This is a genomic window from Rhizobium sp. BK661, from assembly GCF_024808825.1.
In the GTDB taxonomy this organism is placed as follows: domain Bacteria; phylum Pseudomonadota; class Alphaproteobacteria; order Rhizobiales; family Rhizobiaceae; genus Rhizobium.
Genome location: NZ_JANTYT010000015.1, coordinates 86,813 through 111,721, shown reverse-complemented (window position 1 = coordinate 111,721; position 24,909 = coordinate 86,813). Strand labels below are relative to the sequence as shown.

At 61.2% G+C, this 24,909-nt stretch carries 23 protein-coding genes and 2 pseudogenes; 3 read left to right on the top strand and 22 right to left on the bottom strand.

Going from position 1 to position 24,909, the window contains the following annotated elements; genetic code table 11:
• From FHX16_RS24005 to FHX16_RS23980, 6 genes are all read right to left on the bottom strand, one after another.
• Window positions 1-1,341 (bottom strand): dihydrolipoamide acetyltransferase family protein, encoded by a 1,341-nt coding sequence (locus FHX16_RS24005; RefSeq protein WP_259130721.1) that lies wholly within the window; start codon window positions 1,339-1,341, stop codon window positions 1-3.
• Between the two features lie 3 nt (window positions 1,342-1,344).
• Window positions 1,345-2,358, bottom strand: a complete 1,014-nt coding sequence (locus FHX16_RS24000; RefSeq protein WP_183756488.1) for an alpha-ketoacid dehydrogenase subunit beta — start codon at window positions 2,356-2,358, stop codon at window positions 1,345-1,347.
• Between the two features lies 1 nt (window position 2,359).
• A complete protein-coding gene (locus FHX16_RS23995; RefSeq protein ID WP_183864499.1) occupies window positions 2,360-3,592 on the bottom strand; it encodes a 3-methyl-2-oxobutanoate dehydrogenase (2-methylpropanoyl-transferring) subunit alpha in 1,233 nt (410 codons plus the stop codon).
• Window positions 3,593-3,658: 66 nt separating this feature from the next.
• A complete protein-coding gene (locus FHX16_RS23990) occupies window positions 3,659-4,786 on the bottom strand; it encodes an acyl-CoA dehydrogenase family protein (protein ID WP_259130718.1) in 1,128 nt (375 codons plus the stop codon).
• A gap of 21 nt (window positions 4,787-4,807) precedes the next feature.
• Window positions 4,808-5,995: an acetyl-CoA C-acyltransferase gene (locus tag FHX16_RS23985; protein WP_259130716.1), complete on the bottom strand. Its 1,188-nt coding sequence runs from the start codon at window positions 5,993-5,995 to the stop codon at window positions 4,808-4,810.
• 39 nt (window positions 5,996-6,034) lie between these two features.
• Window positions 6,035-6,802 carry a 3-hydroxyacyl-CoA dehydrogenase gene (locus FHX16_RS23980; RefSeq protein ID WP_183864501.1) on the bottom strand — a complete coding sequence of 256 codons (768 nt, stop codon included), beginning with the start codon at window positions 6,800-6,802 and terminating at the stop codon, window positions 6,035-6,037.
• A gap of 508 nt (window positions 6,803-7,310) precedes the next feature.
• On the opposite strand from FHX16_RS23980, the gene FHX16_RS23975 reads away from it, so the two are divergent.
• Window positions 7,311-7,496 (top strand): hypothetical protein, encoded by a 186-nt coding sequence (locus FHX16_RS23975; RefSeq protein WP_183756482.1) that lies wholly within the window; start codon window positions 7,311-7,313, stop codon window positions 7,494-7,496.
• 482 nt (window positions 7,497-7,978) lie between these two features.
• Here FHX16_RS23975 and FHX16_RS23970 read toward each other — a convergent pair whose 3' ends face one another.
• From FHX16_RS23970 to FHX16_RS23950, 5 genes are all read right to left on the bottom strand, one after another.
• Window positions 7,979-8,530 carry a GNAT family N-acetyltransferase gene (locus FHX16_RS23970; RefSeq protein ID WP_259130713.1) on the bottom strand — a complete coding sequence of 184 codons (552 nt, stop codon included), beginning with the start codon at window positions 8,528-8,530 and terminating at the stop codon, window positions 7,979-7,981.
• A 19-nt stretch (window positions 8,531-8,549) separates the two neighbouring features.
• A complete protein-coding gene (locus FHX16_RS23965; RefSeq protein ID WP_210280962.1) occupies window positions 8,550-9,431 on the bottom strand; it encodes a carbohydrate ABC transporter permease in 882 nt (293 codons plus the stop codon).
• A complete protein-coding gene (locus FHX16_RS23960; protein WP_183756480.1) occupies window positions 9,431-10,321 on the bottom strand; it encodes a carbohydrate ABC transporter permease in 891 nt (296 codons plus the stop codon). Before FHX16_RS23960 ends, FHX16_RS23965 begins: the two co-directional genes overlap by 1 nt.
• Window positions 10,318-11,424 carry an ABC transporter ATP-binding protein gene (locus FHX16_RS23955; protein ID WP_183864502.1) on the bottom strand — a complete coding sequence of 369 codons (1,107 nt, stop codon included), beginning with the start codon at window positions 11,422-11,424 and terminating at the stop codon, window positions 10,318-10,320. Before FHX16_RS23955 ends, FHX16_RS23960 begins: the two co-directional genes overlap by 4 nt.
• A gap of 108 nt (window positions 11,425-11,532) precedes the next feature.
• The gene (locus FHX16_RS23950) at window positions 11,533-12,789 is read right to left on the bottom strand and encodes an ABC transporter substrate-binding protein (RefSeq protein WP_183756478.1); all 1,257 of its coding nucleotides are present in this window, start codon (window positions 12,787-12,789) and stop codon (window positions 11,533-11,535) included.
• Window positions 12,790-12,947: 158 nt separating this feature from the next.
• On the opposite strand from FHX16_RS23950, the gene FHX16_RS23945 reads away from it, so the two are divergent.
• Window positions 12,948-13,745, top strand: a complete 798-nt coding sequence (locus tag FHX16_RS23945; protein ID WP_259130708.1) for a GntR family transcriptional regulator — start codon at window positions 12,948-12,950, stop codon at window positions 13,743-13,745.
• Window positions 13,746-13,892: 147 nt separating this feature from the next.
• On the opposite strand, the gene FHX16_RS23940 is transcribed toward FHX16_RS23945, so the two are convergent.
• From FHX16_RS23940 to FHX16_RS23925, 4 genes and pseudogenes are all read right to left on the bottom strand, one after another.
• A complete protein-coding gene (locus FHX16_RS23940; RefSeq protein WP_183756569.1) occupies window positions 13,893-14,522 on the bottom strand; it encodes an HAD-IA family hydrolase in 630 nt (209 codons plus the stop codon).
• Between the two features lie 139 nt (window positions 14,523-14,661).
• Window positions 14,662-15,222, bottom strand: a complete 561-nt coding sequence (locus tag FHX16_RS23935) for a threonine transporter RhtB (protein WP_183756477.1) — start codon at window positions 15,220-15,222, stop codon at window positions 14,662-14,664.
• Window positions 15,223-15,373: 151 nt separating this feature from the next.
• A pseudogene (locus FHX16_RS23930) lies at window positions 15,374-15,727 on the bottom strand (alpha-amylase family glycosyl hydrolase); the annotation flags it as partial.
• 172 nt (window positions 15,728-15,899) lie between these two features.
• Window positions 15,900-16,448, bottom strand: a complete 549-nt coding sequence (locus FHX16_RS23925; protein ID WP_259130707.1) for a transcriptional regulator — start codon at window positions 16,446-16,448, stop codon at window positions 15,900-15,902.
• 251 nt (window positions 16,449-16,699) lie between these two features.
• Here FHX16_RS23925 and FHX16_RS23920 point away from each other — a divergent pair.
• Window positions 16,700-17,029, top strand: a pseudogene (locus FHX16_RS23920) (sugar ABC transporter ATP-binding protein); the annotation flags it as partial.
• Window positions 17,030-17,097: 68 nt separating this feature from the next.
• Here the strand turns inward: FHX16_RS23920 and FHX16_RS23915 are convergent.
• The 7 genes from FHX16_RS23915 to FHX16_RS23885 all read right to left on the bottom strand — a co-directional run bounded on the left by FHX16_RS23915 (window position 17,098) and on the right by FHX16_RS23885 (window position 24,908).
• Entirely contained in the window at window positions 17,098-17,460 is a 363-nt protein-coding gene (locus FHX16_RS23915) for an HNH endonuclease (RefSeq protein WP_259130742.1), read from the bottom strand.
• Window positions 17,461-17,778: 318 nt separating this feature from the next.
• Window positions 17,779-18,090, bottom strand: coding sequence for a helix-turn-helix transcriptional regulator (locus FHX16_RS23910; protein ID WP_183756476.1), 312 nt, complete (start codon window positions 18,088-18,090; stop codon window positions 17,779-17,781).
• A gap of 785 nt (window positions 18,091-18,875) precedes the next feature.
• The gene (locus FHX16_RS23905; RefSeq protein WP_183864503.1) at window positions 18,876-19,787 is read right to left on the bottom strand and encodes an ABC transporter permease; all 912 of its coding nucleotides are present in this window, start codon (window positions 19,785-19,787) and stop codon (window positions 18,876-18,878) included.
• Window positions 19,784-20,887: an ABC transporter permease gene (locus tag FHX16_RS23900; RefSeq protein ID WP_183756474.1), complete on the bottom strand. Its 1,104-nt coding sequence runs from the start codon at window positions 20,885-20,887 to the stop codon at window positions 19,784-19,786. Before FHX16_RS23900 ends, FHX16_RS23905 begins: the two co-directional genes overlap by 4 nt.
• Window positions 20,884-22,404: an ABC transporter ATP-binding protein gene (locus FHX16_RS23895; protein ID WP_259130704.1), complete on the bottom strand. Its 1,521-nt coding sequence runs from the start codon at window positions 22,402-22,404 to the stop codon at window positions 20,884-20,886. The genes FHX16_RS23900 and FHX16_RS23895 overlap by 4 nt, the downstream gene beginning before the upstream one ends.
• A gap of 3 nt (window positions 22,405-22,407) precedes the next feature.
• Window positions 22,408-23,505 (bottom strand): BMP family ABC transporter substrate-binding protein, encoded by a 1,098-nt coding sequence (locus FHX16_RS23890; RefSeq protein WP_183756472.1) that lies wholly within the window; start codon window positions 23,503-23,505, stop codon window positions 22,408-22,410.
• A 23-nt stretch (window positions 23,506-23,528) separates the two neighbouring features.
• Entirely contained in the window at window positions 23,529-24,908 is a 1,380-nt protein-coding gene (locus FHX16_RS23885; RefSeq protein WP_259130701.1) for an amidohydrolase, read from the bottom strand.
• Between the last annotated feature and the right edge of the window lies 1 nt (window position 24,909).

Here is a 24,909-nt window from a genome sequence, read left to right as displayed (position 1 = left end):
CTAGCCTTCGATGAAGATGAGTGCCGGGGTTTCGAGCAGGAGCCGAACGCGCTGGACAAAGGTGGCTGCATCCCAGCCGTCGATGATCCGGTGATCAAAACTGGAGGAGAGATTCATCATCTTGCGCGGCACGAACTGGGTGCCATCCCAATGCGGACGGATGGCGATCTTGTTGACACCGACGATCGCCACCTCTGGATGATTGATCACGGGCGTTGACACGATACCGCCGAGCGCACCGAGGGAGCTGATCGTAATGGTCGAGCCGAAGAGTTCGTCGCGGGTGGCCGTGCCCGTGCGTGCGGCCTCGGCGAGCCTGCCCATTTCAATCGCGCAGTCAAAGATGCTGCGAGCCTCTGCGTGCTTTACGACCGGGACAACTAGTCCGGCTGGGGTCTGGGCGGCGATGCCGATGTGGACGGCGCCATGCCGGGTCAGGATGCCCTTGTCGTCATCGAAGGTTGCGTTGACGCTCGGTTGCTCGGCGACGGCCTTAACAATCGCCCGCATCAGGAACGGCAGGACGGTTAGCTTAGGGTGCTCCGGCTTGCGGTCGCGGTTCATGGTGTTGCGCAATTCCTCGAGCGCCGTCATGTCGACTTCCTCGACATAGGTGATGTGGGGAATGCGCGACGTCGACAGCGTCATCTTTTCGGCGATGCGGCGTCTGAGCCCGGTGAGCTTGACCTCCTCGGTCAACGTCTTCCTTGCCATCGCAGGCGCCTGCGGCGCGGTCTCGCCACGGGCAAGAAACTGCTCGACATCCTCGTGCAGGATCCGGCCTGCGGGGCCGGTCCCCTTGACCAGGCGAAGGTCCACGCCGCTATCGCGCGCGACGCGTCTGACGGAAGGCGATGCGATCGGTTTCTCGATATCCGAATTGTTCAGCCGGGCCCCGTCTCTCAAGGTCTTGTCGACTTCAGTTTTGTCGGACTGGGCCTGGTCTTTCTGCACCTGCTCGGGCCGCCCCCCGTCAACGCGTGCCTGATCAGCGCGTGCGGGAGAAGCACGCTTCGCCTCGACGCCACCATCCATTGGCTGCCCCGGGCTGACGGGAGCAACATCGGGAGCCTGCGCCTCGACCGGCCTTGCTGTCCCGTCGTCGGTCTCGATGCGGACGAGGGGGGCCTTGACGGCGATCTTGTCGCCGACCTCGGCGCCGAGCCAGACGACCGTTCCCGTGACAGGTGACGGGATTTCCACCGTCGCCTTGTCGGTCATGACTGCCGCGATCACCATGTCCTCGCGGACCGGGTCGCCCGCCTTCACATGCCATTCGACAAGCTCTGCCTCGGCGACACCTTCACCGACGTCAGGCATCTTGATGATGAACTCGCCCATTCCTCAGGCCTCCATGACTTCGGCAAGGGCTCGCCCGACGCGACCGGGGCCCGGGAAGTAGTCCCATTCCTGTGCATGCGGGTAGGGCGTGTCCCAGCCCGCCACGCGCACGACGGGGGCTTCCAGGTGATAGAAACAATGCTCCTGCACGAGAGAGGCGATTTCACCGCCGAATCCTGATGTCAGCGTGGCCTCATGCACGACCACGCAGCGCCCCGTCTTGTTGACCGATCGCACGATCGTCTCGAGGTCGAGCGGCAGCAGGCTGCGCAGGTCGATGACTTCAGCATTGATGCCTGTATCCTCGGCAGCGGCGAGCGCGACATGCACCATTGTGCCGTAAGCGATGACCGTCACAGCCGACCCCTCGCGGCGCACAGCCGCCTTGCCGATCGGAATTGCGTAGTGGCCCTCTGGCACTTCGCCGAGCTCATGCTTCGACCAGGGCGTCACGGGACGCTCATGATGGCCATCGAAGGGGCCGTTGTAGAGCCGCTTCGGTTCGAGGAACATGACAGGATCCGGATCCTCGATCGAGGCAATGAGAAGCCCTTTTGCATCATAGGGGTTTGACGGCACGACCACCTTCAGCCCGCAGACGTGGGTGAACAGCGCTTCCGGGCTCTGGCTGTGCGTCTGCCCACCGAAGATGCCGCCACCCGTTGGCATGCGAAGCACGATCGGACAGGTGAAATCACCATTCGAGCGATACCGGATGCGGGCTGCTTCCTGGGTAATCTGGTCGTAGGCCGGGTACATGTAATCGGCGAACTGGATCTCTACGCAGGGTTTCAGTCCATAGGCTGCCATGCCGATCGCCGTACCGACGATACCGGACTCGCTGATTGGCGCATCGAAGCAGCGTGTCTTGCCGTATTTTGCCTGAAGGCCTTGCGTGCATCGGAAGACGCCGCCGAAATAACCAACGTCCTCGCCAAACACGACGACATCATCATCGCGCGACATCGAAACATCCATGGCGCTGCGCACCGCTTCAATCATCGTCATCCTGGCCATGTCAGAAACCTGCCTTCTGCCGCTGCCGACGAATGTGTGGCGGCATCTCCGCATAGACGCCCTCGAAGATATCACGCACGGACGGCCTGCCTCCGGCATGGAGGGTGCCATGCTGCTCGGCCTGCTTCTGCGCCTCGATGACCTCGTCCATGATTTCGGCTTCCATCTGGACATGGCGCTCTTCCGACCAAGCGCCCGTGACAATCAGGTGCTTTTTCAGACGCAGCACGGGGTCGCCGAGTGGCCAGGCCTCGGATTCCGTTTTTGGCCGATAGGCGCTTGGATCGTCGGAAGTCGAGTGAGCGCCTACACGATAGGTTACGTATTCGATCAAGGTCGGCCCGAGATTGCGCCTGGCGCGTTCCGCGGCCCAGCAGGCGACGGCATAGACGGCGAGATAATCGTTGCCGTCGACCCGCAATGCCGGAATGCCGAAGCCGAGCCCACGCGCCGCAAACGTCCCGGACCCTCCGCGCGCAATCCCCTGAAACGTCGAGATGGCCCACTGGTTGTTGACGATGTTGAGGATAACGGGCGCCTTGTAGGTCGAGGCGAAGACGAGGGCGGAATGAAAATCGGATTCGGCTGTCGAGCCGTCGCCGATCCATGCGGCGGCGATCCTGGTGTCATTCTTGATCGCCGATGCCATGGCCCAGCCGACGGCCTGGACATATTGCGTGGCAAGGTTGCCCGAGATGGTGAAGAAGCCATGCTCCTTCGACGAATACATGATCGGTAATTGGCGGCCCCGCAGCGGGTCGCTCTCGTTCGAGAAGATCTGGTTCATCATCTCGACCATGGGGTAGTCGTCAGCGATCAGGAGGCCGGCCTGGCGATAGGTCGGAAAATTCATGTCGCCCTTGCGCAGCGCCTTGCGGAAGGCACAACTGACGGCCTCCTCACCAAGATGCTGCATGTAGAAGGACGTCTTTCCCTGTCGCTGCGCCATCAGCATCCTGGCATCGAAGGCGCGCAGCTTCATCATGTTGCGAAGGCCGGTCAGCAAATCCTCATTTGACAACAGGCCGGCCCAGGGGCCGACGGCCTCTCCATCACGGTTCAGGACACGAATGATGGAATAGGCAAGGTCGCGAATATCCTCTGAGGCAACGTCAACGGCGGGGCGCGGCACTGCGCCAGCCTTTGCAATCTTCACATTGGAAAAATCCGGTTGTCCGCCCGGCCGGACGGCGGGTTCGGGCACATGCAAGCTCAGTTGAGCGGTATCCGTCATCGTCAATTTCCCTCCCGTTTGCGATGGCTGCTCCTCCCTTTACGCGGGGCATCGCACGATCATGTCTTACAGGTTGCGCGCGATCACCATTCGCTGCACGTCGCTGGTTCCTTCGTAAATCTGGCAGATGCGGACATCCCGATAGATCCGCTCCACCGGATAATCGGCCATGTAGCCATAGCCGCCATGGACCTGGATCGCGGCCGAGCAGACCCGCTCTGCCATTTCGGATGCAAAAAGCTTGGCCATCGACGCCTCCGACAGGCAGGGCAGACCGCTGTCGCGCAGCGCCGCTGCGTGGAAGACGAGCTGGCGGGCAGCTTCGATCTCGGTCGCCATGTCGGCAAGACGAAAGGCGACCGCCTGGTGTTCGATGATCGGTTTGCCGAACGACGTTCGCGCGCGCGCATAATCCCTGGCTGCCTCGAAGGCTGCGCAGGCCATGCCAACGGCCTGGGCACCAATGCCGATGCGCCCACCCTCGAGGTTCGCCAACGCGATTCTGTATCCCTCACCCTCGTCACCCAGCCTCAGGTCGGCGGGGATGCGCATGTCATTGAAGGCAATCTGGCAGGTGTCCGTCGAATGCAGCCCCAGTTTTTCCTCGACCCGGACAACCTCATATCCTTGTGTGTCGGTCGGGACGATGAAGGCGGTGATGCCCTTCTTTCCGGCGGAAGCGTCGGTGACGGCAAAGACGATGATCATCTGGCCATTCTTGCCGGAGGTGATGAACTGCTTGGCGCCATCGAGGATGTAATCATTGCCATCACGACGCGCCCTTGTGCGGAGATTGGACGCGTCTGAGCCGGCCTGCGGTTCCGTCAGCGCAAAACCCCCGATCCATTCGCCACTCGCAAGCTTCGGAAGAAAGCGCTGTTTCTGCTCCTCGGTGCCGAATTTCAGGATCGGTACACAGGCAACGGAGCTGTGCACGCTCATGATGGTGGAGCAGGGCCCGTCGCCTGCGGCGATTTCCTCAAGCGCCGCCGCATAGGCAAGGGTGCCGGTTTCCGATCCGCCGTAATTCTCTGGTACCAGCATGCCGAGGAGGCCAAGTCCGCCCATCTCTGCAAGCTCTTCGCGAGGAAACCTGTGCTCGCGATCGCGGTCGGCTGCACCCGGAGCAAGCCGCTCGCGGGCAAAGTCTCTGGCGAGATCACGGATTTGCTGCTGCAATTCGTTCAGGATCATCGTGCCTTTCCTCCCGCCTTTCTAGGCGCGCTCGATCGCAACCGCGGTCGCCTCGCCACCCCCGATGCACAGAGCGGCCATCCCGCGCTTTCGATCATAGCGCTCAAGCGCGGCAAGCAGGGTGACGAGGATACGCGCACCGGACGCTCCGATCGGATGACCAAGCGCGCAGGCTCCGCCGTGTACATTCACCTTTTCGTCAGGCAGGTTCAGGTCACGCATGGCGGCCATGGCGACAACGGCGAATGCTTCATTGATCTCGAACAGGTCGACTGTATCGAGCGGCCAGCCGGTTCGGTCCGACAGCTTCTGCAACGCTCCGATTGGAGCGGTTGCAAAAAGCGCTGGTGTCTGGGAGTGAGTAGCGTGGCCGCTGATCGTCGCACGCGGCTGCAGGTTTCGGCGCTCGGCCTCGGAGCGGCGCATCAACACGAGAGCGGCCGCACCATCGGAAATCGAGCTCGAATTTGCCGCCGTTACCGTTCCGCCATCGCGGAAGGCAGGCTTCAGCAAGGGTATCTTGTCGATCTTCGCCTTGCCCGGCTGTTCATCCTGGTCGACCGACGTTTCACCCTTCCCCGAGGAGACGGTCACCGGTGCGATTTCCGCGGCAAAGCTGCCGTCGTCGATGGCCCGCTGCGCGCGGGTCAGGGACATCACGGCATACCGATCCTGCGCCTCGCGCGTGAACTGGTAGGCTTCTGCGCAGTCCTCTGCGAAGGTTCCCATGAGACGTCCCTTGTCGTAGGCATCCTCCAGCCCGTCGAGGAACATATGGTCGGTCACGCGGCCATGGCCGAGCCTGTAGCCGCCGCGGGCACGATCGAGAAGATAGGGCGCGTTGGTCATGCTCTCCATGCCGCCCGCGACGCCGATGGCAGCACTTCCGGCCGCCAGGAGATCATGGGTGAGCATGACGGCCTTCATGCCGGATCCGCACATCTTGTTGATGGTGCTTGCGCCGGTGGAAAATGGCAGACCAGCCGCAATTGCGGCTTGTCTCGCCGGTGCCTGGCCCTGGCCGGCCGGCAAAACGCAGCCGAAGATGACTTCGTCGACCGCCTCCGGCGCGAGGCTGGCGCGTTGGAGGGCGGCCCCGATCGCGGCAGCTCCGAGCTTTGGTGCCGTTGCCTCCTTCAGCGCTCCCTGGAAACCGCCAATCGGCGTTCGGGCTGCTGCGACAATCACAATCGGATCCTCTAGAGCCATCCTTCTTCCTCCCTTTTGTCAATGGGTCAGTGCGCGCGGTCAGCGCGCGCTCATGCGCAAGGCGCCGTCGAGGCGAATGACCTCGCCGTTGAGCATCCTGTTCTCGAGGATATGGCGCACGAGCGCCGCAAATTCAGCTGGCCGGCCAAGACGCTGGGGGAAGGGCACACTCTTGCCGAGCGCTTCTTGCACCTCTTGGGGCATGCCGGCCATCATCGGGGTCTCAAAGATCCCCGGCGCGATGGAGACAACACGAATGCCGTGTCGGGCAAGTTCACGCGCAACGGGCAGCGTCATGGAGGCGATGCCGCCCTTGGAGGCAGCGTATGCGGCCTGACCAACCTGACCATCGAAAGCCGCAATCGAGGCGGTATTGACGATGACGCCGCGCTCCCCTTCCTCGTCCGGCTGCTGAAGCTGAAGCGCCAGAGCCGCAAGGCGGGTCATGTTGAAGGTGCCGACGAGGTTGATCGAGACGGTACGCACAAAGCTCTCGAGATCATGCGGTCCGTCACGGCCGATGATCTTCTCGGCCGGTGCGACGCCGGCGCAATTGACAAGCCCGTGCAGGCTGCCAAACACGTCGGTCGCGGTGGCAATGACAGCTGAAGCATCATCGGCGCGCGTGACATCGGCTTTGACGAAGCGTGCATCCGACCCGAACTCCGAGGCGATGGCCTCGCCGGCTGCCTGGTTGAGGTCGGCGATGACAACGCGCGCTCCGGTTTCGATCAGCAACCGGGCAGTGGCTGCGCCAAGACCGGAGCTGCCGCCGCTGACGATGAATGTTCCTCCACGGATCTGCATGACTGTCCTCCCATGCGTCGCTGGTCTTTTTTCGATCGCCCAACCCGCTCCCCTGGGCGGCAATCGACTGCAGCTATGCCTGCAGGCTGTCGCCATTTTCGCGATTGCTGCTTGCAACAGCAGACTGCCAAAAAAAGCTCCGGCATGCCAAGGAAAGTGACGCAACTTTCCTGCGTTTTTCATGGTTGCGGAGCTGGAAAGCGAAGGTTTTTCCGGGCTTCGGCGAAAGTACGTTGCGGCGTGCCGGAAAAGGCATCAAAACCGCCGACAATGGGGCATTTGCCGCCGTGCCGGATGATTGTCTATCGCCGTGAAGCACAGGACCTGGCCGGCGGCATTACGCGGCTTTGATGAAATGTGCAGCCATTTTTCAAGAGTTCCGACAGCTTTCACACTGATGTGTTTGAGTAGCGCCATATGGTTGGAGTTCTGGCGATCCTCCCAAAGTTTAGCGTTGCAGCAAAACCGGGAGGACGGTAGGCTTTGCACTTGCTGGGGAGCTGCGGTCGTGATCGAAACGAACACTGTCCAACTTGTGTTTGCGCTGAGCGTTGCTCGGGAACTTGCCTCCTTCGAGGGGCCGGACTTCGATCTGGTGGTCTTCCATATCCAACAGGCTCTTCAGGCGGCAAGGGACGAGGCGCTTCGGAAGGGAATCGTTGTCGAGATCGAGGGCGACGAGACGATCCAGTAGGGGCGGCCGTTGCCCACGGAGAAGGCATGGTCCGGGCGCACAATCGTCTCTCAGGCATGAGAGATGACTTCCATTAACGTTCACATTGGTCGTCTGCATCATCGGACGCGATAAGCAGAACATCTGGCGACATTTTTATTCGCTGTGTCGTAGACTTCAACGTTGAACTGATTGCGTTAAAGCCGTCAGGATTGGGCGTAAGTTCTGGGACGAGCTGAACGATTGAGAGAGGCTGTCACGGCCTTGGTTGACCCGAATTTGGCGTGCGAAACAATGCATTAGGGACAAGACCTGCACTGGACGAAACAACTTGCGGCGCCATGTATCTATCGGGTTTCAGGAATGGCCGGTGGGGTCACCTGATGTATCAGCCCGATGGGATGCCAAATGGAGGCAACGGGCAGCTCATCGTATCCTGATAGATCCGGGGACCTCGCCGCCATGCTGAGGTGGCCCGACGGGATGGGAACGTTCCAGTTCCACTACCCTGTCTGATCCGACATCGTCGACGCTAGGTCATCAGGTGGCACCGGTTCATGTGACGCCGATATGTCGTCCGGCTCCGCCTCACTGAGCATTCCCCGGTAGATCCCGGGAACAGACCCTTCGATCGGGATTGCACCGACGCTCTGGCGATAGAAGTCCATCGGGCCTGCGCCACCGATGATGCCATAGGCATATCCCTGTGCGGACATGTCGAGCAACGTTGTCAGGAGCAGCGCCCGGCCGACCCCTTGACTGCGCGCTTTGGTATCCACACCGGTTGGTCCGAAGAAGCCCTTCGCAGTCGCCTCGTGGCAGGCAAAGCCGATCAACGTGCCATCCTTTATCGCGATGAAGCATGTGGGCGGCTGCCGCATTGCCGCGGCTGTCGCCTCGCTGGACCAGCCGGCTCCAAAGCGCGGCGTGATCCAGTCTGTGAGTGTCTTCAACTCCGGCGGAAGCAGGCGGCGGATGGTAATGCCGTGGCGCTCCATCATGGCGCCCACCGACGCATCCGGCTTGAGATCGTAGAGTTTGACGAGCATGTCCATGATGGGGTCCTTCTGATGACTAACCCTTGACGGCACCGGAGGTCAGTCCGGCCACGATCCGTCGCTGGAAAACCAGCACGACGGCGATCAGCGGCAGGGTCACCGTCACCGACGCGGCCATGATCTGGCCGAAGGGATATTCATAGCGGTTTGTGCCTGCGATCAGCCCGATGGCGACGGGCACGGTGCGGTTTTCATCCGTCAGGGTAAAGGTGAGGGCAAACAGGAATTCGTTCCAGGCAAGGATGAAGGCAAGGATTCCGGTGCTCGCAAGGGACGGCCCCATCAGGGGAAGGAGGATCTTCACGAGGATGCGCAGATGCGAGCACCCATCGACGATCGCGGCCTCCTCCAGCTCCCGCGGAAACTCCCGTATGAAGGTCGTCAATATCCAGGTTGTGAAGGGGACCGTCGACAGGAGATAGGTGAGAACGAGGGCGCTTGGACGGTTAAAGAGGCCGAGCCAGTTGATGAGCTCGAACATGCCCGACAGCACCACGACCTGCGGAAAGATCGAAATCATCAGGATCACCATCAGCACCGCACGGCGCTGCGGGAAATCGATCCGGCCAAGTGCGTAGGCGGCGCTGATGCCGATGAAAAGAGACAGGCAGGTGGTGGATACGGCCACATAGGCGGAGTTCAGAAGCGATCCCATGAACACGGGATTGTCGATCAATTGCCGGTAATAGGTGAAATCAAGCGCGGGCAGCAGAACCGATCGATAGAGGGCTGCCCCCTGCTTCGTCGATGAAACGAAAGCCCAGTAATAGGGAAACAGCGTATAGACGAGCACCAGGCCCAGTGCGCAGACTTGCAGGGTCCGAAACGCGCGGCGCCGCAGCCGGTAATGGGCACTGGACCTGCGCAGCGGGCGGGAAAGGGTCAGGTCGGCCATCATCAATGCCCCGCTGCTTTGTCGAGGCGCAATGCGCCGATCAAAATGATGGCAACGAGGGCGACCAGCAGGAAGACCCATGTCGAGGCCGCGGAACCGATGCCGAGTTCCTGGAAGCTGATCAGGCGGTCGCGAGCGTAGATCGAGACGGTCATGACCTTTTCGTTGCTGCCGGCGAGCACATAGGACAGGTCGAACATGCGCAGCGCATCAAGCGAGCGAAACAGGACTGCGACGCCGATTGCGGGCCGCAGCATGGGAAGAGTGATCGACCAGAACCGTTTCCATGCCGGGATCCCGTCCACGGCCGCCGCCTCGAAGATTTCGTGAGACAGCATCTGCAGGCCAGCAAGGATGAGAAGGACCATGAACGGCGTCGTCATCCACACGTCGATGAAGATAACGACACCCATGATCAGCGAGCCGCTCGCGGTCCAGGCAACCCCGTGATCGATGAGGCCGAGTTCGATCAGCACCTTGTTGATCACCCCGAACTGGTCGTTGAGCATCCATTCCCAGATCTTTGTCGCGACCACCACCGGAATGGCCCACGGCACCAGGATCGCCGCGCGGGCAAGGCCGCGGCCGGGAATTGCATCGTTGATCAGGAGCGCGATTGCGAGCCCAAGGACGGTCTCGATCGATACCGATATGACGGTGAATACCAAGGTGTTCCTGACGGCAAGCCACCAGCTCGGATCGTTGAAGACCTCGAGGAAATTGGCAAGGCCCACCATGGTGTAAACGCCCGGGTCGTCGAGATAGGCGTCGGTGAACGCAAAGAAGAAGGTGCGCCCGAGCGGCCACACGGCCACGACGAGCATCGCTGCGATGACCGGCAGCAGGAAGAACCAGGCGGCGCGATGGTCGCGGCGGGCAAGGCGGGCACTCATCGGATCGCCCTCCTTGCATCCGTCTCGTCAGACGGAACCGCGATCCGCTCACCGTCGGCGGCAAAGAAGAAGATGGAGTGATCCTCGAAGGAGAGCGCAACGTCCTTGCCGATTAACGACTGTTCGGGGGAGGCTGCAAGCCGGATCACCCAGATCGGGCCGCCAGCGATCCTGCAATAGGCGAAATGCTCGTGGCCGAGATCCTCGACGCGCTCGAGCACGCAGTCGAAGCGGCCGGTACCGGCCGGGACAATGCGCAAGGCCTCCGGCCTGACACCGATTTCCGCCGGTGCCGCAAGGTTGGCAACCCGTGGGAGCCACAGGCCGCCCGGGCCGAGCACGCCCTCGCCGCGATCGTCCGCTCCTGCCTTCACGGGAAGGAAGTTCATCCGCGGGCTGCCGATAAAGCCTGCGACGAAGCGATTGTCCGGGCGATGGTAGAGCTCAGAGGGCGTACCGATCTGCTCTACGCGGCCGTGGTTGAGAACGACGATCCGATCGGCGAGGGTCATGGCCTCCGACTGGTCGTGGGTGACATAGATCATCGTGGTGCGAAGGTCCTCGTGGAGCCTTGCGATTTCCATCCGCATTTCCATCCTGAGATCGGCATCCAGATTGGACAGCGGTTCATCGAACAGGAAGATGTCCGGTTGCCTGACCAGCGCCCGCCCAATGGCGACGCGCTGTCGCTGGCCTCCGGACAGTTCACGCGGTCGCCGCTGCAACAGGTGGTCGACCTTCAGCATGCGGGCGACGGTTTCTACCTTGCGCGCGATCGCATCGCGCTTGATCCCCATTGTTTCCAGCGCAAATCCGATATTGCGGGCAACCGTCATGTGCGGATAGAGCGCATAGGACTGGAAGACGAAGGCAACGCCTCGCTTGGCGGCGGGGACGTCGGTGACGTCGTCGCCGCCGATTCTGACTGTTCCTGACGATGCGGAGATCAGGCCGGCGACGATGCGAAGCAGCGTTGACTTGCCGCATCCCGAGGGACCGACAAAGACGACGAATTCTCCGTCCTTAATCGCAAGGTTCACATCCTGAATGACCTTATGTGTTCCGAAACTCTTCGAAACGGATTCCATCGAAACCGATGCCATTGTTCACCTTGGCTTGCACAGGGGCAGGGCCGGCTTGCTGCCGGCGAAAAAAGGACGCGGGGGTCAGCGCCACGGTCGCCCTGCGACGCCCCCCGCGTCTTTTGCCGATTAGCGGCTTTCCTTGAGCTTCTCGAGGCGTTTGCCGAGTGAAGCGAAACCGTCCTTGGGATCGGTGGAACCCGACAGCATGTCGTGCACGGAGCGATAGAAGGCCTGGGAGACTCGGTTGTAGCTGGTGCCCGTATAGCCTGATGGCCGCACCGCACTGTCTGCGAAGGCCTGCTGGTTGTCCTTCAGGAACGGGATCTTTTCCAGAACCTCGGGATCGCTGTAAAGCGACTGGATGGATGGATTGAGGGTTGCGTCGACGGCACGCATCTTCTGCATGTCGGTGCCGGTGATGAAGTTCACAAAGTCTGCAGCGACCTCAGGCTTTGCACTGTACTTGGAAACGCCATAGTACATCGGACCAAGGCAACCGCTGGATTTCTGCCCCTCCTTGCCGACAGGCAGTGGCATGACCCCGACCTTGTCGATGATCGCGCTGCCCTCCTTGTGGGAGGTTCCCCAGACATAGGGCCAGTTGCGATGGAATACTGCGTCGCCGGCTTCGAAGACCGCCCGTGACGCCTCCTCATCGTAGTTCAGGACGCCTTCCGGACTGATCGAACCAATCCATCCCTTTGCCTTCTTGATCGCCTCGGCGGCGTCGGCATTGTTGATCGTCACCTTTCCGTCATCCGAGATGATGGTGCCGCCGCCATTGGAGGCAATCACCTCGATCGCATCGCAGGTCAGGCCCTCATAGCTTTTTGCCTGCCAGGCATAGCCCCACATCTTGTCGTGGCCGTCAGCACGCTCCTTGTCCTGGATTTCCTTCGCCGTGCTGGCAAGTTCGTCCCAGGTCTTCGGCGGCTGCTTGCCATATTTTTCAAGGAGGTCCTTGCGATAGAACATCAGGCCCACATCCATGTAGGCGGGCATCGCGACAAGGTTGCCGTCAAGCTTTGCCGCATTCAGCGTCGAGGCGAAATGCTTGTCCTGGTCGGCCTGGGGGATCATCGTCTTCAGATCGAGAAGGTTGGCCTTGAACATGCCAAGCCAGATCACGTCGAGAAATAGGACGTCGACATCCTTCGATTTTGCGGCCAGCAACTGCTGGTAAAGCGGGATCGCATCATCGAGCAGCGCCGGCATCTTGTTGATCTTCGCCTCGTTTCCGGTCTTCGCCTTCCAGGCGTCGGCAACCTTGGTGCAAAGCTCGAATTCCGTCGGTGAACAGAAGGCCGAAATGGTTTCCGCATGTGCGGTGCTGGCCCAGAGGCCGGCAACGGCTGCAGCCGCAGCGAGGCATTTCTTCAACATGAGCTGTTCCTTGTCTTTATCACACTTGAACTGTGTGGAACTCTGTGGTTCCTGATCCTAATAGGACTGGTTATGACCAGTCATGTCAACTGGACTCTTGCACTTACTGCGAGCAAAGATGTGACACCGCCTAGCAAGCACCGATCCGGGAGCGGAGCGTGACGACAGGACAGAGAGCGACAAGCAAGGCCGGTGAGGCGACCATCGACAGGACTGCTCCCCGTCCGCTCCATCAACAGGTTTATGAGGCGCTGCTGTCGTCGATCCGCGAGGGGAAGGTGCCATTGCGCGGCAAGTTGCCTTCCGAGCGCGAGCTGGTTTCGCTCTACGATGTCAGCCGTATCACCATACGACATGCCGTGCGCGAACTGATCCGCCAAGGTGTCGTGCAAAGCCAGGCTGGCAAGGGTCTCTACGTTGTCGACAACGGTGCAGGTTTCGAGCTCGAAGTCCTCAAAAGCTTCACCAGCACCGCCCTTGCAAGTGGTCGCACGCCCGGGCAACGGCTGCTCGACATCGCCGTCGTCAAGGCATCGCTGGATGTCACCCGGCCGTTGATGCTGCCGCCTGGATCGGACGTCATCGTCCTGTCGCGCTTGCGTCTGCTCGATAAAATTCCGGTCGTCCTGCAGACGGACTGGATCGCGGCGTCGAGGGCCCCCGGCCTGACCGGTCTTGACTGGACGATTGCAAATCGGTCGCTCTATTCTGAATTGCGAGAGCTCTACAAGATTCAGCCGCGCCGGGGCCAGACAACGCTCAGCGCGCGGCTCGCGAGTGCGGTGGAAGCAGAACTCCTTCAACTTCCACAGCCGGGGGCGGTGCTGACAGTCGACCAGATCGCCTTTGATGAGCGTGACCGGCCGATAAACATGACATCCCTGATCCACCACCCCGAACGTTACCCGCTGACATTGCTGCAGTCGGCCACCGGCGACTTCAAGCACTACGGTTGATGTTGTCGCATGGCGGAGGGCCGCGGCCTGTACCGCCGTTTCATAAGAGTGAGAGACGCGATGAACGGCACAAAACCGCGCGGCTCTGAATTGTCATCCCGGCGACCTCGATCGCTCCTCGGCCCTCGCTCCTTGGCCCCGGGACGGCTACCCGATGATCTGTCGCCTAGGGACAATTGACATCAGACCGTCCCCAGCGATTTCGGGAGAAATGGTCGTGTAGTTTTCGATTGATGGGCGATTGCCGAGATCTTGCTTGTGACCGGCGGCTGTTATCACCAGGACGCTTGCTCCCGCCGCTTCGCCCGCCTGCACGCCGGCCTCGACATCCTCGAAGACGAGACAGTCGGCTGAACGAACGCCGAGGACCTCGGCGCCAAGGATGTAGCACTGGGGATTCGGCTTGCCGATGGTAACGTCGTCTCCGGTGACCATGAAGCGGGGAACGGGCAGCCCTGCTGCGCCAAGCCGGCGTAGGGCCAGAGGCTTGGTCGAGGAGGTTACGATTGCCCAGCGCTCGGGCGGCAGCGCGGCGAGGAACTCCGCAGCGCCGGGAATGGCGACAACACCGTCGACGTCGTCGATTTCGGCCTTCGTGATCTTGTCGGATTCTGCGACAGGATCGATACCGGGAAGGCCGAGCTGACGGATCGTGTCGATACCCCGTTTTCCGTGCATGGTCGGCAGGAAGCGGACGGGATCAAGTCCGTGGCGCTCTGCCCAGGCTCCCCAGACCCGTTCCGCTGACGCGGTCGAGCTCAGGATGGTGCCGTCCATGTCGAAGAGGAACGCGGCATACTGGTTTGGATCGGGAAAGGCGGACGGCACGGTGATCTCCTGGCTTTACGGATACGGCCTCATATGTGGCCTGTGTCGCAGAAGGCCGCAAGGATCGGACTGACGATCATCGTGGAGATCACGTGAGACCGCTGAGCGTCAGCATGACGCAGAAAACGAGAAGAACCGCGGAGCCGCAGCGCCGGGCAAACAGCGGCATTTCCTGCCTCCGGCCGATGATCGCCCGTCCGAAGGCAAGCCACAGAGCGGAGGTCGCCGCCGTGGTTGCCAACAAAACCAGCATAGTCGGGACGGCATCTGCCCCCACTGACGGCACCATGGCCAGCCCGATGATGATGGCCTTCGGATTGAGGAGCGTCGTGACGAAGAGTTCGCGCGGGCCAACGGTTGCTGCCTTCCCACCTTGAGAAGGTGCCCACAGTTTCAATGCCAGGGCGAGAACCCAGGTCGCCGCAAGAAACTTCACGGCCTGGGCGATTTCGGGATGTGAATGAAAGATTGGACTGGCAAAGCCGGAGACCAGCAGGACCATGATTTGATAGGCGACAACCACCGCACCCACAAGCGTGAGGCATCGTCCTGGTGTGAGGGCGGAGGTGGCCAGGGCAAGCACGGCATTTGTCGGGCCGGGTAGAACGAGAAGGCCAAAGACGCCAAGCCCGAATGTTAAAAGATCCATGTCACAAACCTTCCTATCTGGCATCCTTCTGGCACGACCGCGTCAACAGTCTTGATCGGAATCAACTGTGACGACCCTGATGAGAATATTGGCTTATAACTAGTTATAATGTATCTATCTTATATCTCCATAAACCGGAGATGTGCGCCTTGTCCGAGCATGCGTCCCTGAACCACGGATGCTGGTCAGAGGTGTGATTGACGACAAGATCGATCAGGACGCGTATGCCGCGCTGTTTTGCGCCATGGGTGAATTCGACGAAATCGCCAAGCGTGCCGTATCGACGATCGACGTTGTAGTAGTCGGAAACGTCGTAACGGTCGTTGCGTCCGGGGGACGTCTGGAAGGGCTCAGCCATATGGCGGTGACGCCGAGTCCGGCGAGATAGTCGAGACGTCGCTCAAGGCCCTGAAAATCACCTACGCCGTCGCCGTTCACCATCCATGAATGTCCCGACGGAAAGACAATAGATGACGGCGTTCTTGTACCAGAGGTCATTGATCAAGATCATGCTCCCTTGAAAGACGCACCCCGGAGGCAGGCGTGCGAGCCCGCGAAAGGTTCCCTGGCCAGGAGGTGAAGGCCCGATCCGGTACGCAGAGACCGAGCCCCCGGGCATCGTGACGGTGACGCCGTTGCGCAACGGAAGGAAAGGGCCGCAGAGCGTGACGCCCCCTCTATGTGAGGCTCTTGCCCGTGCGCCTTGCCGCTTCATTGCGAACCAGGTGCCAGCATTGAAGGTCGAGCATTGCGTCGGGCAGGGCGCGGTGGGTTGGCGCATTGCCGGACCTGATGGTGGCAATGGCGCCCTCGACAAGGTTTGCGAGCGCGGCTTCGTCCGCTGCAGGTGCCATGAGATCGCGCGCAGCGGCGAGAAATGCGTCCCTGGATTTGCCGATCCTCAGAGCGTGGCGTGGCAGGCCGCCGGCGCGCAGGAGGACGCTCAGCCATTTTCCGTCCCATGAGGGAGCGCTGGCATAGAGGTCGTGCCCTGAAAGCTCTTTCATCATGCCCTGCGCCACCTCATCCGCGGCGATGCCGTCGCTATCGATGAGTTCTCGCGAAATGCCGTGGATCGCTTGCGCCTCGGTGGACCAATCGGTCCAGTCGGGTGCGGGGCGTATCAGGAAGGAACGGGAGCGACCGTCCTGAAACACCCAGGCAACCTCGATCGGGAAGCTCTGCTTGGCGAGTGACGATGCTTCGAAATCCAGGAATACGATCAAGGGGATATCACCGGTGCTGCTGCCTCCCACCAGGTCATTGGCCAGGCTCGGGGGCGCGCGTCGAGCCAGTGACGAATTGGCCAGTGACGACTTGGCCAGTGACGACTTGGGCCAGTGACGAGGCGGCGCCTTGCCGCATCGGTATCATATCCGGCCGCCGTTGGCAGCCATTACATCGGATAGCTCGAGGTTCGGGACGAGCCGCTCGTCGCAGTGCAGACCGGCCTGCTGGCCAGACAAGCCCAAGGCGCTCTGGAAGTCAGCGCCAGCGCGTCGCGATCGGCCGCGCCATCATTCGCAATCCGCAGGTCTTCTTTTCGAGGAGCCGCTATCGAATCTCGATGCACCACTGCGCTGCACCTCGAACGAACTGCACGCGAAACTCGGCGCGACGATGATCTACGTCGCCCAAGATCAGGTCGAGGCATTGACCATGGCAGACAAGATCGTTGTCCTGAATGGCGGGAAATCGAACGGGTTGGCAGCCCATGACGCTCTACAACAAGCCTGCAACGCCTTTCGTCGCCGGGTTCAACGGGGCACAGAAGATGAACTTCTTCAATGGAGAGCCTGCTGCGAAAGAGATGGTGAAGCCCCGGCGCAGCAGGGCAGGCACCTGAAAGCAGAGGACTTGCCGGAGCCAGTCGGACTAACGCCAAGGATGGACTTGCCGGCGAGCGCAGCAAGGATGATCGGGAGCTGTCCCTTTCGGGAAATGGGAGACACCGAACAGGCGCAGCACCGGGCCGAAATTCATGTCGGCTTCGAGCGATCGCGCATCCCGGTCGAGCCAGCGGGCAAGACGCATTGCCCAGCGCTCGATTGCCCGTCTTGCCAGCCGTCCGGCGAGGTTCGGGTGATGTGCTGCATGGCAGCCGTTGCAGAGCACGACCAGGCTCGACAGTTCATAGGAGCCGCCCATCGATCGCTGCAGGAGGTGATGAAAGTCAGCATCACGCGATCGCAGCTTCGTCAAGCACGAAACGCACTTGTATCCATCCCGCGCAAGCACAAGGCGGCGCGTGTCTTCCCAATGTCCCACGAGGCGAAGCTCGTCGTCGGTTGTCGTGCTGCCAGTCTGAAGGATAGTCGCTGAGAAATGGAACCAGATTGGTGCCCTCACACCGGCCGCGCTGCCCGGTCTGAAGCCCCGGGCGCGGCTTGCAAGGCATGGGCTATCGCACCAGCTTTCGAAGCCGCGGCATTCCCCTGGAAGCCATGACAGGCGCGGTGAAGGGGCGCGGCACTGATGGCATGACAGTCGTCCGCAGGGAGGCAACCCGATGGTCGCCGCAACGATAAGCGCCGATCGGCCGATGGTTGGCGAACGTCAGCTGGCGGCCTTCAAGGCCTGCGTCGAACGTCCAGTGATCTCGTTGAGCGTCGAGAGAATCTTTCGAACGCCGTAGTGGTCGGTCGAATAATAGATCGTCTGGGCGTCGCGACGGGTTTTCACGACATTCCCCTCACGAAGACGGGCGAGATGCTGGGAGAGAGCCGATTGCGAAAGGCCGACGCGTTTCGCCAAGTCGCCGACGTTCAATTCATTGTCCAGGAGAAGGCTGGCAATCAGCAGTCTTTTTTCATTTGCCAGGAGCGAAAGAAGTCTAGCCTCTTCCTCGAATTCTGTATCCATGCGCATTTCAGGAGTTCACCTACATTCACAAAATCGATCGCTTACTTAAACGTAAGATGACAAAATAGCCATAACCATGATTGAATTTGATTGGGCTACTTTAGGTTAATAGACCTTCGACCGGGTCCGAACCGGAACCCGGGACTGTAGCGATCAACTCTATGAGGCCGGCGGATTGGGCGCGAGTTTTGTAAAGTTCGGCCTGAGCATTGGCGGAAATTCGGAAGGAGCTTTTCCGGCCGACTACTCAATTTGCCGGAATGCGTGAAGAGCGTTGTGGTCGTCCAATGTTACGAATAGGCCGTGCGTGAACACATCACGGACCGGCGTCGTCTTGCCGATTTGCCTTTGTCCTATAAGGTTGACAACGCGGGTGTTCTCCAGCACCGGCTGTCTGAGCCTATCGTTCGGCTGGGAAGGATGCCGTTGTCGCTGCGTCGAGCGCGTGACGGCCGAATGGATTGATAGCCACGAGTACCATCAATATGGCAGCCGCTGACCAAATTCTGACTAAAACGATATTGGCTTTCATTCGATAACCGTGGGCGCGTACGCTGAACTGGTCGCGCAAGGTTCTAGTACTATTCATTGGTCAAAAAAAGATTACCGCGATCCGCTGACCTGACGACCGATGCTGCCATCCGCAGCCTCTGTCGCCTGGCGGTTTCTGTCGGTCGAGATGACGCCGTGCGACCAATATTTATGCCCCTGTGGTAGATCTGATTGGCTGTGACCGGCTTGCTCTCATTCCGGGTTGGTAGGCGAATCCACGATCGCCCCTGGACCGGTGTTCAGCGTTCGAAGGGCTCGCCGAGCGATGCTACCCCATTCAGCTTTAGAAGACGCCGGTCTGACGAAATGATGCCGAGGACAAGGATAGTGACGAGGTAAGGCAGACTTGCCAGCAACTGCGATGGAATGTTCACGCCTGTTGCCTGTGCGGCAAGTCCCATCAGGGAGACCGCTCCAAACAGGCAGGCGCCAAGGAAGATCCGGCCGGTAAGCCAGGTTCCGAAAACAACAAGTGCGATCGCAATCCATCCGCGACCTGCGATCATTCCGTCGGCCCAGAGCGGAGTGTAGACGACTGCGGCATAGGCGCCGGCAAAGCCTGCCATGGTCCCGCCGAAGGCGACGGCCGCAACGCGAACGGCAATGACGGGATAGCCGATGGCGTGCGCTGCCTTCGGGTTCTCACCGACGGCACGCACGACCAGGCCGGTCTTGCTGTAGGAAAACATCGCCCAGATCGCGAGTGTTGCTACGAGTGAAAGCCAGACGACGATGTCCTGTTTGAAGAGCCCGCCAACGACAGGGATCTGGGAGAGAAAGGGAATGGCGATCTTGGAGATCCCAGGAACCGTAAGCGCTTCATAGGGCTTACCGAACAGCGCCGAAAGCCCTTGGCCAAGGATACCAATGGCGAGCCCGGCCGCGACCTGGTTTGCCCGGAATCCAAGTGCGACAAAGGCAAAGACCAGCGACAGCAGCGCACCGCCGACGCCAGCGGCGACGAAGCCGAGAAAATGTCCGCCCCCATGGTAGACGATCACGAAGGCGAGCACCGCGCCGAAGGCCATCAGACCCTCGATACCCAGGTTGAGCACGCCGGCGCGTTCGACGACGAGTTCACCGAGAGCGGCGAGAAGAAACGGCGTCGCGGCCGCGAGCGTGCCGGCAAGGATGAACTGGAGGGCGTTCATGATTGGCTCCGGTGAACGGCGCGAGGCCAGTCGATGCGGTACCGCACGAAGGCGATGGCTATGAGGTAGGCGAGCAGGAGACTGCCCTGGAAGACGCGGACAGCAGCGATCGGCAGATTGGCCGAGACCATCGCATTGTCCCCGCCGATGTAAAGAGCTGCCATGATCAGCGAGGAAACGATGATGCCGAGCGGATGCAGACCTCCGAGATAGGCGACGATGATGGCGGCATAACCGTAGCCGGTCGAGATCGAGCGCTGCAACTGTCCGAGCGGCCCCGCGACCTCGGCAGCGCCGGCAAGGCCCGCGGCAAAACCGCCGATCAGCAGCGAGAGCCAGATCGCCCCGCTTTCACTGAAGCCGGCATAGCCGGCAGCGCGAGGGGCAAGCCCCCCCACCTGGAGCTTGAAGCCGGTAAAGCTGCGCTGCATGAAGATCCAGGCAAGGGCGGACAGCACAAGCGTGATCACAAGCGAGACATTGACGCGGGTGCCGGGAATGAGAAGCGGCACCATGGCATCGTACTGGAACATCACCGACTGCGGGAAGTTGAAACCGTTCGGGTCCTTCCATGGGCCTAGCAGCAGGTAGTAGAGGAGTTGCGCTGCCACGAGGCTCAGCATCAGCGATACGAGGATTTCGTTGGCGTTGAACCGGACACGCCAGACGGCGGTCAGTGACGCCCAGAGCGCGCCGCCGACGGCGCCGAGCAGTAGCATCGCCGGCCAGATCCATTGGCCGGTAGCGTTTGGATACCAGATCGGAATTGCCGAAGCGAAGATCGCGCCGAGAATGAACTGGCCCTCGGCGCCGATGTTGAAGACCTTCGCGCGAAAGCCGATCGCAAGACCCTGGGCAATGAGAAGAAGCGGCCCCATCTTCAGGAGTACTTCGGAAAACGACGACCAGGACAGGAACGGTTCGAGCAGCATCGCATAGACGACGGCTGTCGGGTCACGGCCCATCAGGACATAAAGTGCGAGATTGAGAAGCGTGGCCACCACGAGCGCGATTGCCGGGGCAAGCAGGGTTGCCGTGAGAGAGGCGCGCTCCCTGCGCACGAGGCTCGGGAGGAAATGGAGGGTGGAGGATGCGCTCATGCGAAAGCCTTCTCGGAGGATTGTGCCCCCATCATGTAGCGACCGATCTCTTCCGGCCGGGTATCGCGGGTGACGAGTGGCCGGCTCAGCGTGCCGTGATAGAGCACCTGGATGGAATCGCAGAGCTCGAAAAGCTCCTCGAGTTCCTCTGAAATGACGAGGATGGCCATCCCTTCGTTGCGCAGGGTAATAAGCCGGCGGCGTATGGCAGAGGCTGCTCCGACATCGACGCCCCATGTCGGTTGGGCGACGAACAGCAGCTTCGGCGACAGCATCATTTCGCGTCCGACGATGAATTTTTGCAAGTTGCCGCCGGACAGAGAACCAGCCTCCGCCTCCGGACCGGAGGCGCGAACGTCATGCTGGCGCATGCAGTCCTCGGTAAAGGCAATGGCTTTGGCTCTGTCGACGAGGCCATGCTGCAGAAGATCGAGGGGATGCGCAGTCAGGAGGCTGTTAAGGGTGAGGGGCATTTCCGGTACGGCGCCGCGCCCGAGCCGGTCCTCCGGCACGAAGGCGAAGCCGAGCTTCCGGCGTGCGGCCGCATCGAGCCTGCCGACGTCCCTGCCCATCATGAGGATATGGTTCGCCTGGTCGCGAGGCAGCATTGTTTCGCCCGATATCAGCCTGGCGAGCTCGGCCTGTCCGTTTCCCGAGACCCCAGCTATGCCGAGAATTTCGCCAGCGCTCACCGCCAGGCTGATACTGGAAAGGGAAACAGCAAACGGGTCGTCGGGACGGTGGCTGAGGTTATTGATCTGGAGCCGCTTTTCGCCACCGGCGTGGGGAACCGCCGGCATCGGCTCCGGCATGTCGTGACCGATCATCATGCGGGCGAGGTCATGGGCATCGTGCTCGCGCGGATCCACGTTGCCGGTCACCTTGCCGCCGCGCAGGATCGTCGCGTGATCGCAGATTGCCCGGATCTCCTCCAGCTTGTGCGAAATGAACAGGATCGAAACGCCGCCATCCCGCAACCGGCGCAAGGTATCGAACAGCGTCTCGACGAGCTGGGGCGGCAGCACGGAGGTGGGCTCGTCGAGGATCAGGAGCTTCGGGTTGGTCATCAGGCAGCGAATGATCTCGACCCGCTGGCGCTCCCCGACGGAAAGCGCGTGCACGTGGGCGAGAGGGTCGACTTCGAGGCCGAAATCGCGGCCGAGTTTGCGGGCGCGCTCGGTCAACTCGCTCTTGCGTCCAGGTACCACCAGATGGATGTTTTCAATGACCGTCAGTGTCTCGAACAGCGAAAAATGCTGGAAGACCATGCCAATGCCGCGACGGCGCGCCTCGGCGGGAGAGGCGAGGTCGAGGACCTCGCCTTCCCAGGCGACGGTTCCGTCGTCCGGCTGCTCGACGCCGTAGATGAGCTTCATCAGCGTCGACTTGCCCGCCCCGTTCTCGCCGAGGATCGCATGGATGGACCGCGCAGCCACGTCCAGATCAATGCCCTGGTTGGCTTTGGTCTGGCCGTAGCTCTTGGAGATGCCGCGGAGTGACAGAAGGGGTGCAGGCATGGCTTACTTCGGCAGAGGCGTGGTGACGCCCTTGACGTGCCAATCCATGGCAATGATTTCCGCGTCCGAAAGCGTCGCGGCTGCAGCCGCGGCCTGGCTGCCATCCGCCTTGGTGACCGGACCGGCAAAGGGCGAGCCGCTCCCGTCGGCGAACTTGGCCTCGACTTCCTTCATTTTCGCCGCCACGTCGGCTGGGATGTCCGGGCTTGCATCGGCAATGTGAACCACCTTTTCCTTCATGCCGAGGAAGGCGTTGGCACCCTTGAAGGTCCCCGCTAGGTGGGCGTCGACGGACGCCTTGAAGAACGGCGACCAGTCGGTGGCGGCACAGCCGAGGTAAAACTTCGGCGCATATTTCTTCATCGAGGAATTGAGGTTCAGCGAATAGACACCTGCCGCTTCGCAGGCCGAAACCACCGACGGCGTGTCCTGGGCATTGGAGAAGATCACGTCGCAGTCCTGGGCGACGAGCGCCTTGGCTGCTTCCTGCTCCTTGGCCGGGTCGAACCAGGAGTTCACCCAGACGACCGTAACCTCTGCCTTCGGGTTGACTGCCTGTGCGCCGAGGGTGAAGGCGTTGACGGAGGCAATCAGTTCCGGAATGGCGAAGGCGGAGACGGAGCCGAGCTTGCCCGTCTTCGAGAGTGCGGCGGCCGCCATGCCGAGCACGTAGGTGCCTTCGAAGTTCTTGGCAGCGAAGGGCGAGAAGTTCGGCGCCACCTGGAAGCCGGAAGCATGAAGCACGCTGACCTTCGGATTGCGACGCGCGATCTGCAGCGCACCATTCTGGTAGCCGAAGGAGCCGGCGATGAGGAAGTTGTTCCCGTCGGCCACCGACTTCGTCATGATGCGGTCGGCATCCGGACCTTCCGCGATGTTTTCGAGCACGGTGACCTTGACCTTGTCGCCATGGGCGGCTTTGACCGGTTCGAGCCCGTCCTGGAGCGCGCGGCCCCAGCCGACATCGCCGATCGGCGAGGGAACGACGAGGGTGATGCCGAGCGGGCCGTCGGCTGCGAGGGTTGCTCGTGCGCCGAAGGTGCCGGCAAGGCTTGCGGCGGCAACGCCCTGCATCAGAGTTCTGCGGGTGATGTTGGTCATTTTGGTTCCCCTTTTTGCATGCTTTAGAAATTGACGGTCGCGAGCGCGGCTTCGGCTTCGGCAAACAGCCGCTTTTCGTCAAGGCCGATGAACTCGCCGTTCTCCCAAACGATCTGGCCGTTGATCATCGTCATGTCGGTCGCCATGCCGATGCCGACCTTGGCAATCAGGCTCAGCGGATCATGACGTGTGCCGACGTAGTCCATGCGTCGCGTATCGATGGCAAACAGGTCGGCGGCCATCCCGGGCGCCAGCCTGCCGATGTCCGCTCGACCAAGCAGCGCCGCGCCACCGGTCGTGGCATAGCCGAGGAAGTCGACCGGAACCGGGACGGGGTGTTTTCGCCCTGAAGCCGCCAGGCATTGCAGCATGTAGGCCGAGTGCACGCAATGCATTAGGTTCGAATTGTCGTTCGAAGCAGCGCCATCGCAGCCGATCCCGATACGCAGGCCTAAGGCCTGCATGGCCGGTATGTCTGTCACCTCTGCCCCGACCAGATAGACCGGTTCCGGGCAATGGGAAACGCCGGTGCCATCTGCCGCCATCTTCGCCAGTTCGTCATGGCTGAGTTCCCAGCAATGGGCATAGAAGGCATCGGGGCCGGCAAATCCGAGTTCCGCGCAATAATCGACGGTCCGCATTCCGTGGCGCGCCGCAATGACCGGGCTCTCTCCTTCTCCGACGTGGGTGTGCATCCGCACTCCGCGATCGCGTGCCAGCGCTACCGACTCCACAAAGGTCTCGCGATAGCTGTTGACGGGCTGACAGGGGGCAACCACCACTTGTCGCATGCTGAACGGACTGTCGTCGTGATAGGTGTCGATCAGGCGGGCGCAATCGGCGATGAATTCGTCCGTCGTTTCCAGCATGGCGTCCGGGATGGTCGACCCTTCCGATTTCGGCAAGGTGTTGCCGCCACGCCCGGCGTGAAAGCGCATGCCAAGCACCTCGGCAGCCTCGAACTGCCGGTCGATCAGCCGTTTGCCGGCATGTCTCGGGAAACAGTACTGGTGATCAAACGCCGTCGTGCAGCCATGCTTGATCAGTTCGGCCATGGCGGTGACAGAGGAGTGATAGAAGCAATCCTCGTTGAGCCGCGAGAAGACCGGATAGATCAGATCAAGCCATTCGATGACAGACAGTTTCGTCCAGTCGAGGTCGGCCCGGTTGCGTACGAAAGTCTGGAAGAAATGATGGTGCGTGTTGACGAGCCCGGGATAGACGAACCAGCCGCTGGCGTCCCTGGTTATCGTATTCGCCGGAAGCTCAAGCTCAGCCAGATTGTCACCGATCGCCCGCATGACGGGACCATCCGTCAGGACATCGACATTGCGACGGGCGGTCGGCCCCTTGCCGTCGTCGACGACGACAGCGGCGCAGTTTTTCAGGAGATAGCCGGCCATG

Bases quoted from the DNA above. Each gene is read 5' to 3' on its own strand.
- FHX16_RS24005 (WP_259130721.1), bottom strand. From the start codon at position 1,341: ATGGGCGAGTTCATCATCAAGATGCCTGACGTCGGTGAAGGTGTCGCC.
- FHX16_RS24000 (WP_183756488.1), bottom strand. From the start codon at position 2,358: ATGGCCAGGATGACGATGATTGAAGCGGTGCGCAGCGCCATGGATGTT.
- FHX16_RS23995 (WP_183864499.1), bottom strand. From the start codon at position 3,592: ATGACGGATACCGCTCAACTGAGCTTGCATGTGCCCGAACCCGCCGTC.
- FHX16_RS23990 (WP_259130718.1), bottom strand. From the start codon at position 4,786: ATGATCCTGAACGAATTGCAGCAGCAAATCCGTGATCTCGCCAGAGAC.
- FHX16_RS23985 (WP_259130716.1), bottom strand. From the start codon at position 5,995: ATGGCTCTAGAGGATCCGATTGTGATTGTCGCAGCAGCCCGAACGCCG.
- FHX16_RS23980 (WP_183864501.1), bottom strand. From the start codon at position 6,802: ATGCAGATCCGTGGAGGAACATTCATCGTCAGCGGCGGCAGCTCCGGT.
- FHX16_RS23970 (WP_259130713.1), bottom strand. From the start codon at position 8,530: ATGGACATGCTCGTCAAACTCTACGATCTCAAGCCGGATGCGTCGGTG.
- FHX16_RS23965 (WP_210280962.1), bottom strand. From the start codon at position 9,431: ATGATGGCCGACCTGACCCTTTCCCGCCCGCTGCGCAGGTCCAGTGCC.
- FHX16_RS23960 (WP_183756480.1), bottom strand. From the start codon at position 10,321: ATGAGTGCCCGCCTTGCCCGCCGCGACCATCGCGCCGCCTGGTTCTTC.
- FHX16_RS23955 (WP_183864502.1), bottom strand. From the start codon at position 11,424: ATGGCATCGGTTTCGATGGAATCCGTTTCGAAGAGTTTCGGAACACAT.
- FHX16_RS23950 (WP_183756478.1), bottom strand. From the start codon at position 12,789: ATGTTGAAGAAATGCCTCGCTGCGGCTGCAGCCGTTGCCGGCCTCTGG.
- FHX16_RS23940 (WP_183756569.1), bottom strand. From the start codon at position 14,522: ATGGACGGCACCATCCTGAGCTCGACCGCGTCAGCGGAACGGGTCTGG.
- FHX16_RS23935 (WP_183756477.1), bottom strand. From the start codon at position 15,222: ATGGATCTTTTAACATTCGGGCTTGGCGTCTTTGGCCTTCTCGTTCTA.
- FHX16_RS23910 (WP_183756476.1), bottom strand. From the start codon at position 18,090: ATGCGCATGGATACAGAATTCGAGGAAGAGGCTAGACTTCTTTCGCTC.
- FHX16_RS23905 (WP_183864503.1), bottom strand. From the start codon at position 19,787: ATGAACGCCCTCCAGTTCATCCTTGCCGGCACGCTCGCGGCCGCGACG.
- FHX16_RS23900 (WP_183756474.1), bottom strand. From the start codon at position 20,887: ATGAGCGCATCCTCCACCCTCCATTTCCTCCCGAGCCTCGTGCGCAGG.
- FHX16_RS23895 (WP_259130704.1), bottom strand. From the start codon at position 22,404: ATGCCTGCACCCCTTCTGTCACTCCGCGGCATCTCCAAGAGCTACGGC.
- FHX16_RS23890 (WP_183756472.1), bottom strand. From the start codon at position 23,505: ATGACCAACATCACCCGCAGAACTCTGATGCAGGGCGTTGCCGCCGCA.
- FHX16_RS23885 (WP_259130701.1), bottom strand. From the start codon at position 24,908: ATGGCCGGCTATCTCCTGAAAAACTGCGCCGCTGTCGTCGTCGACGAC.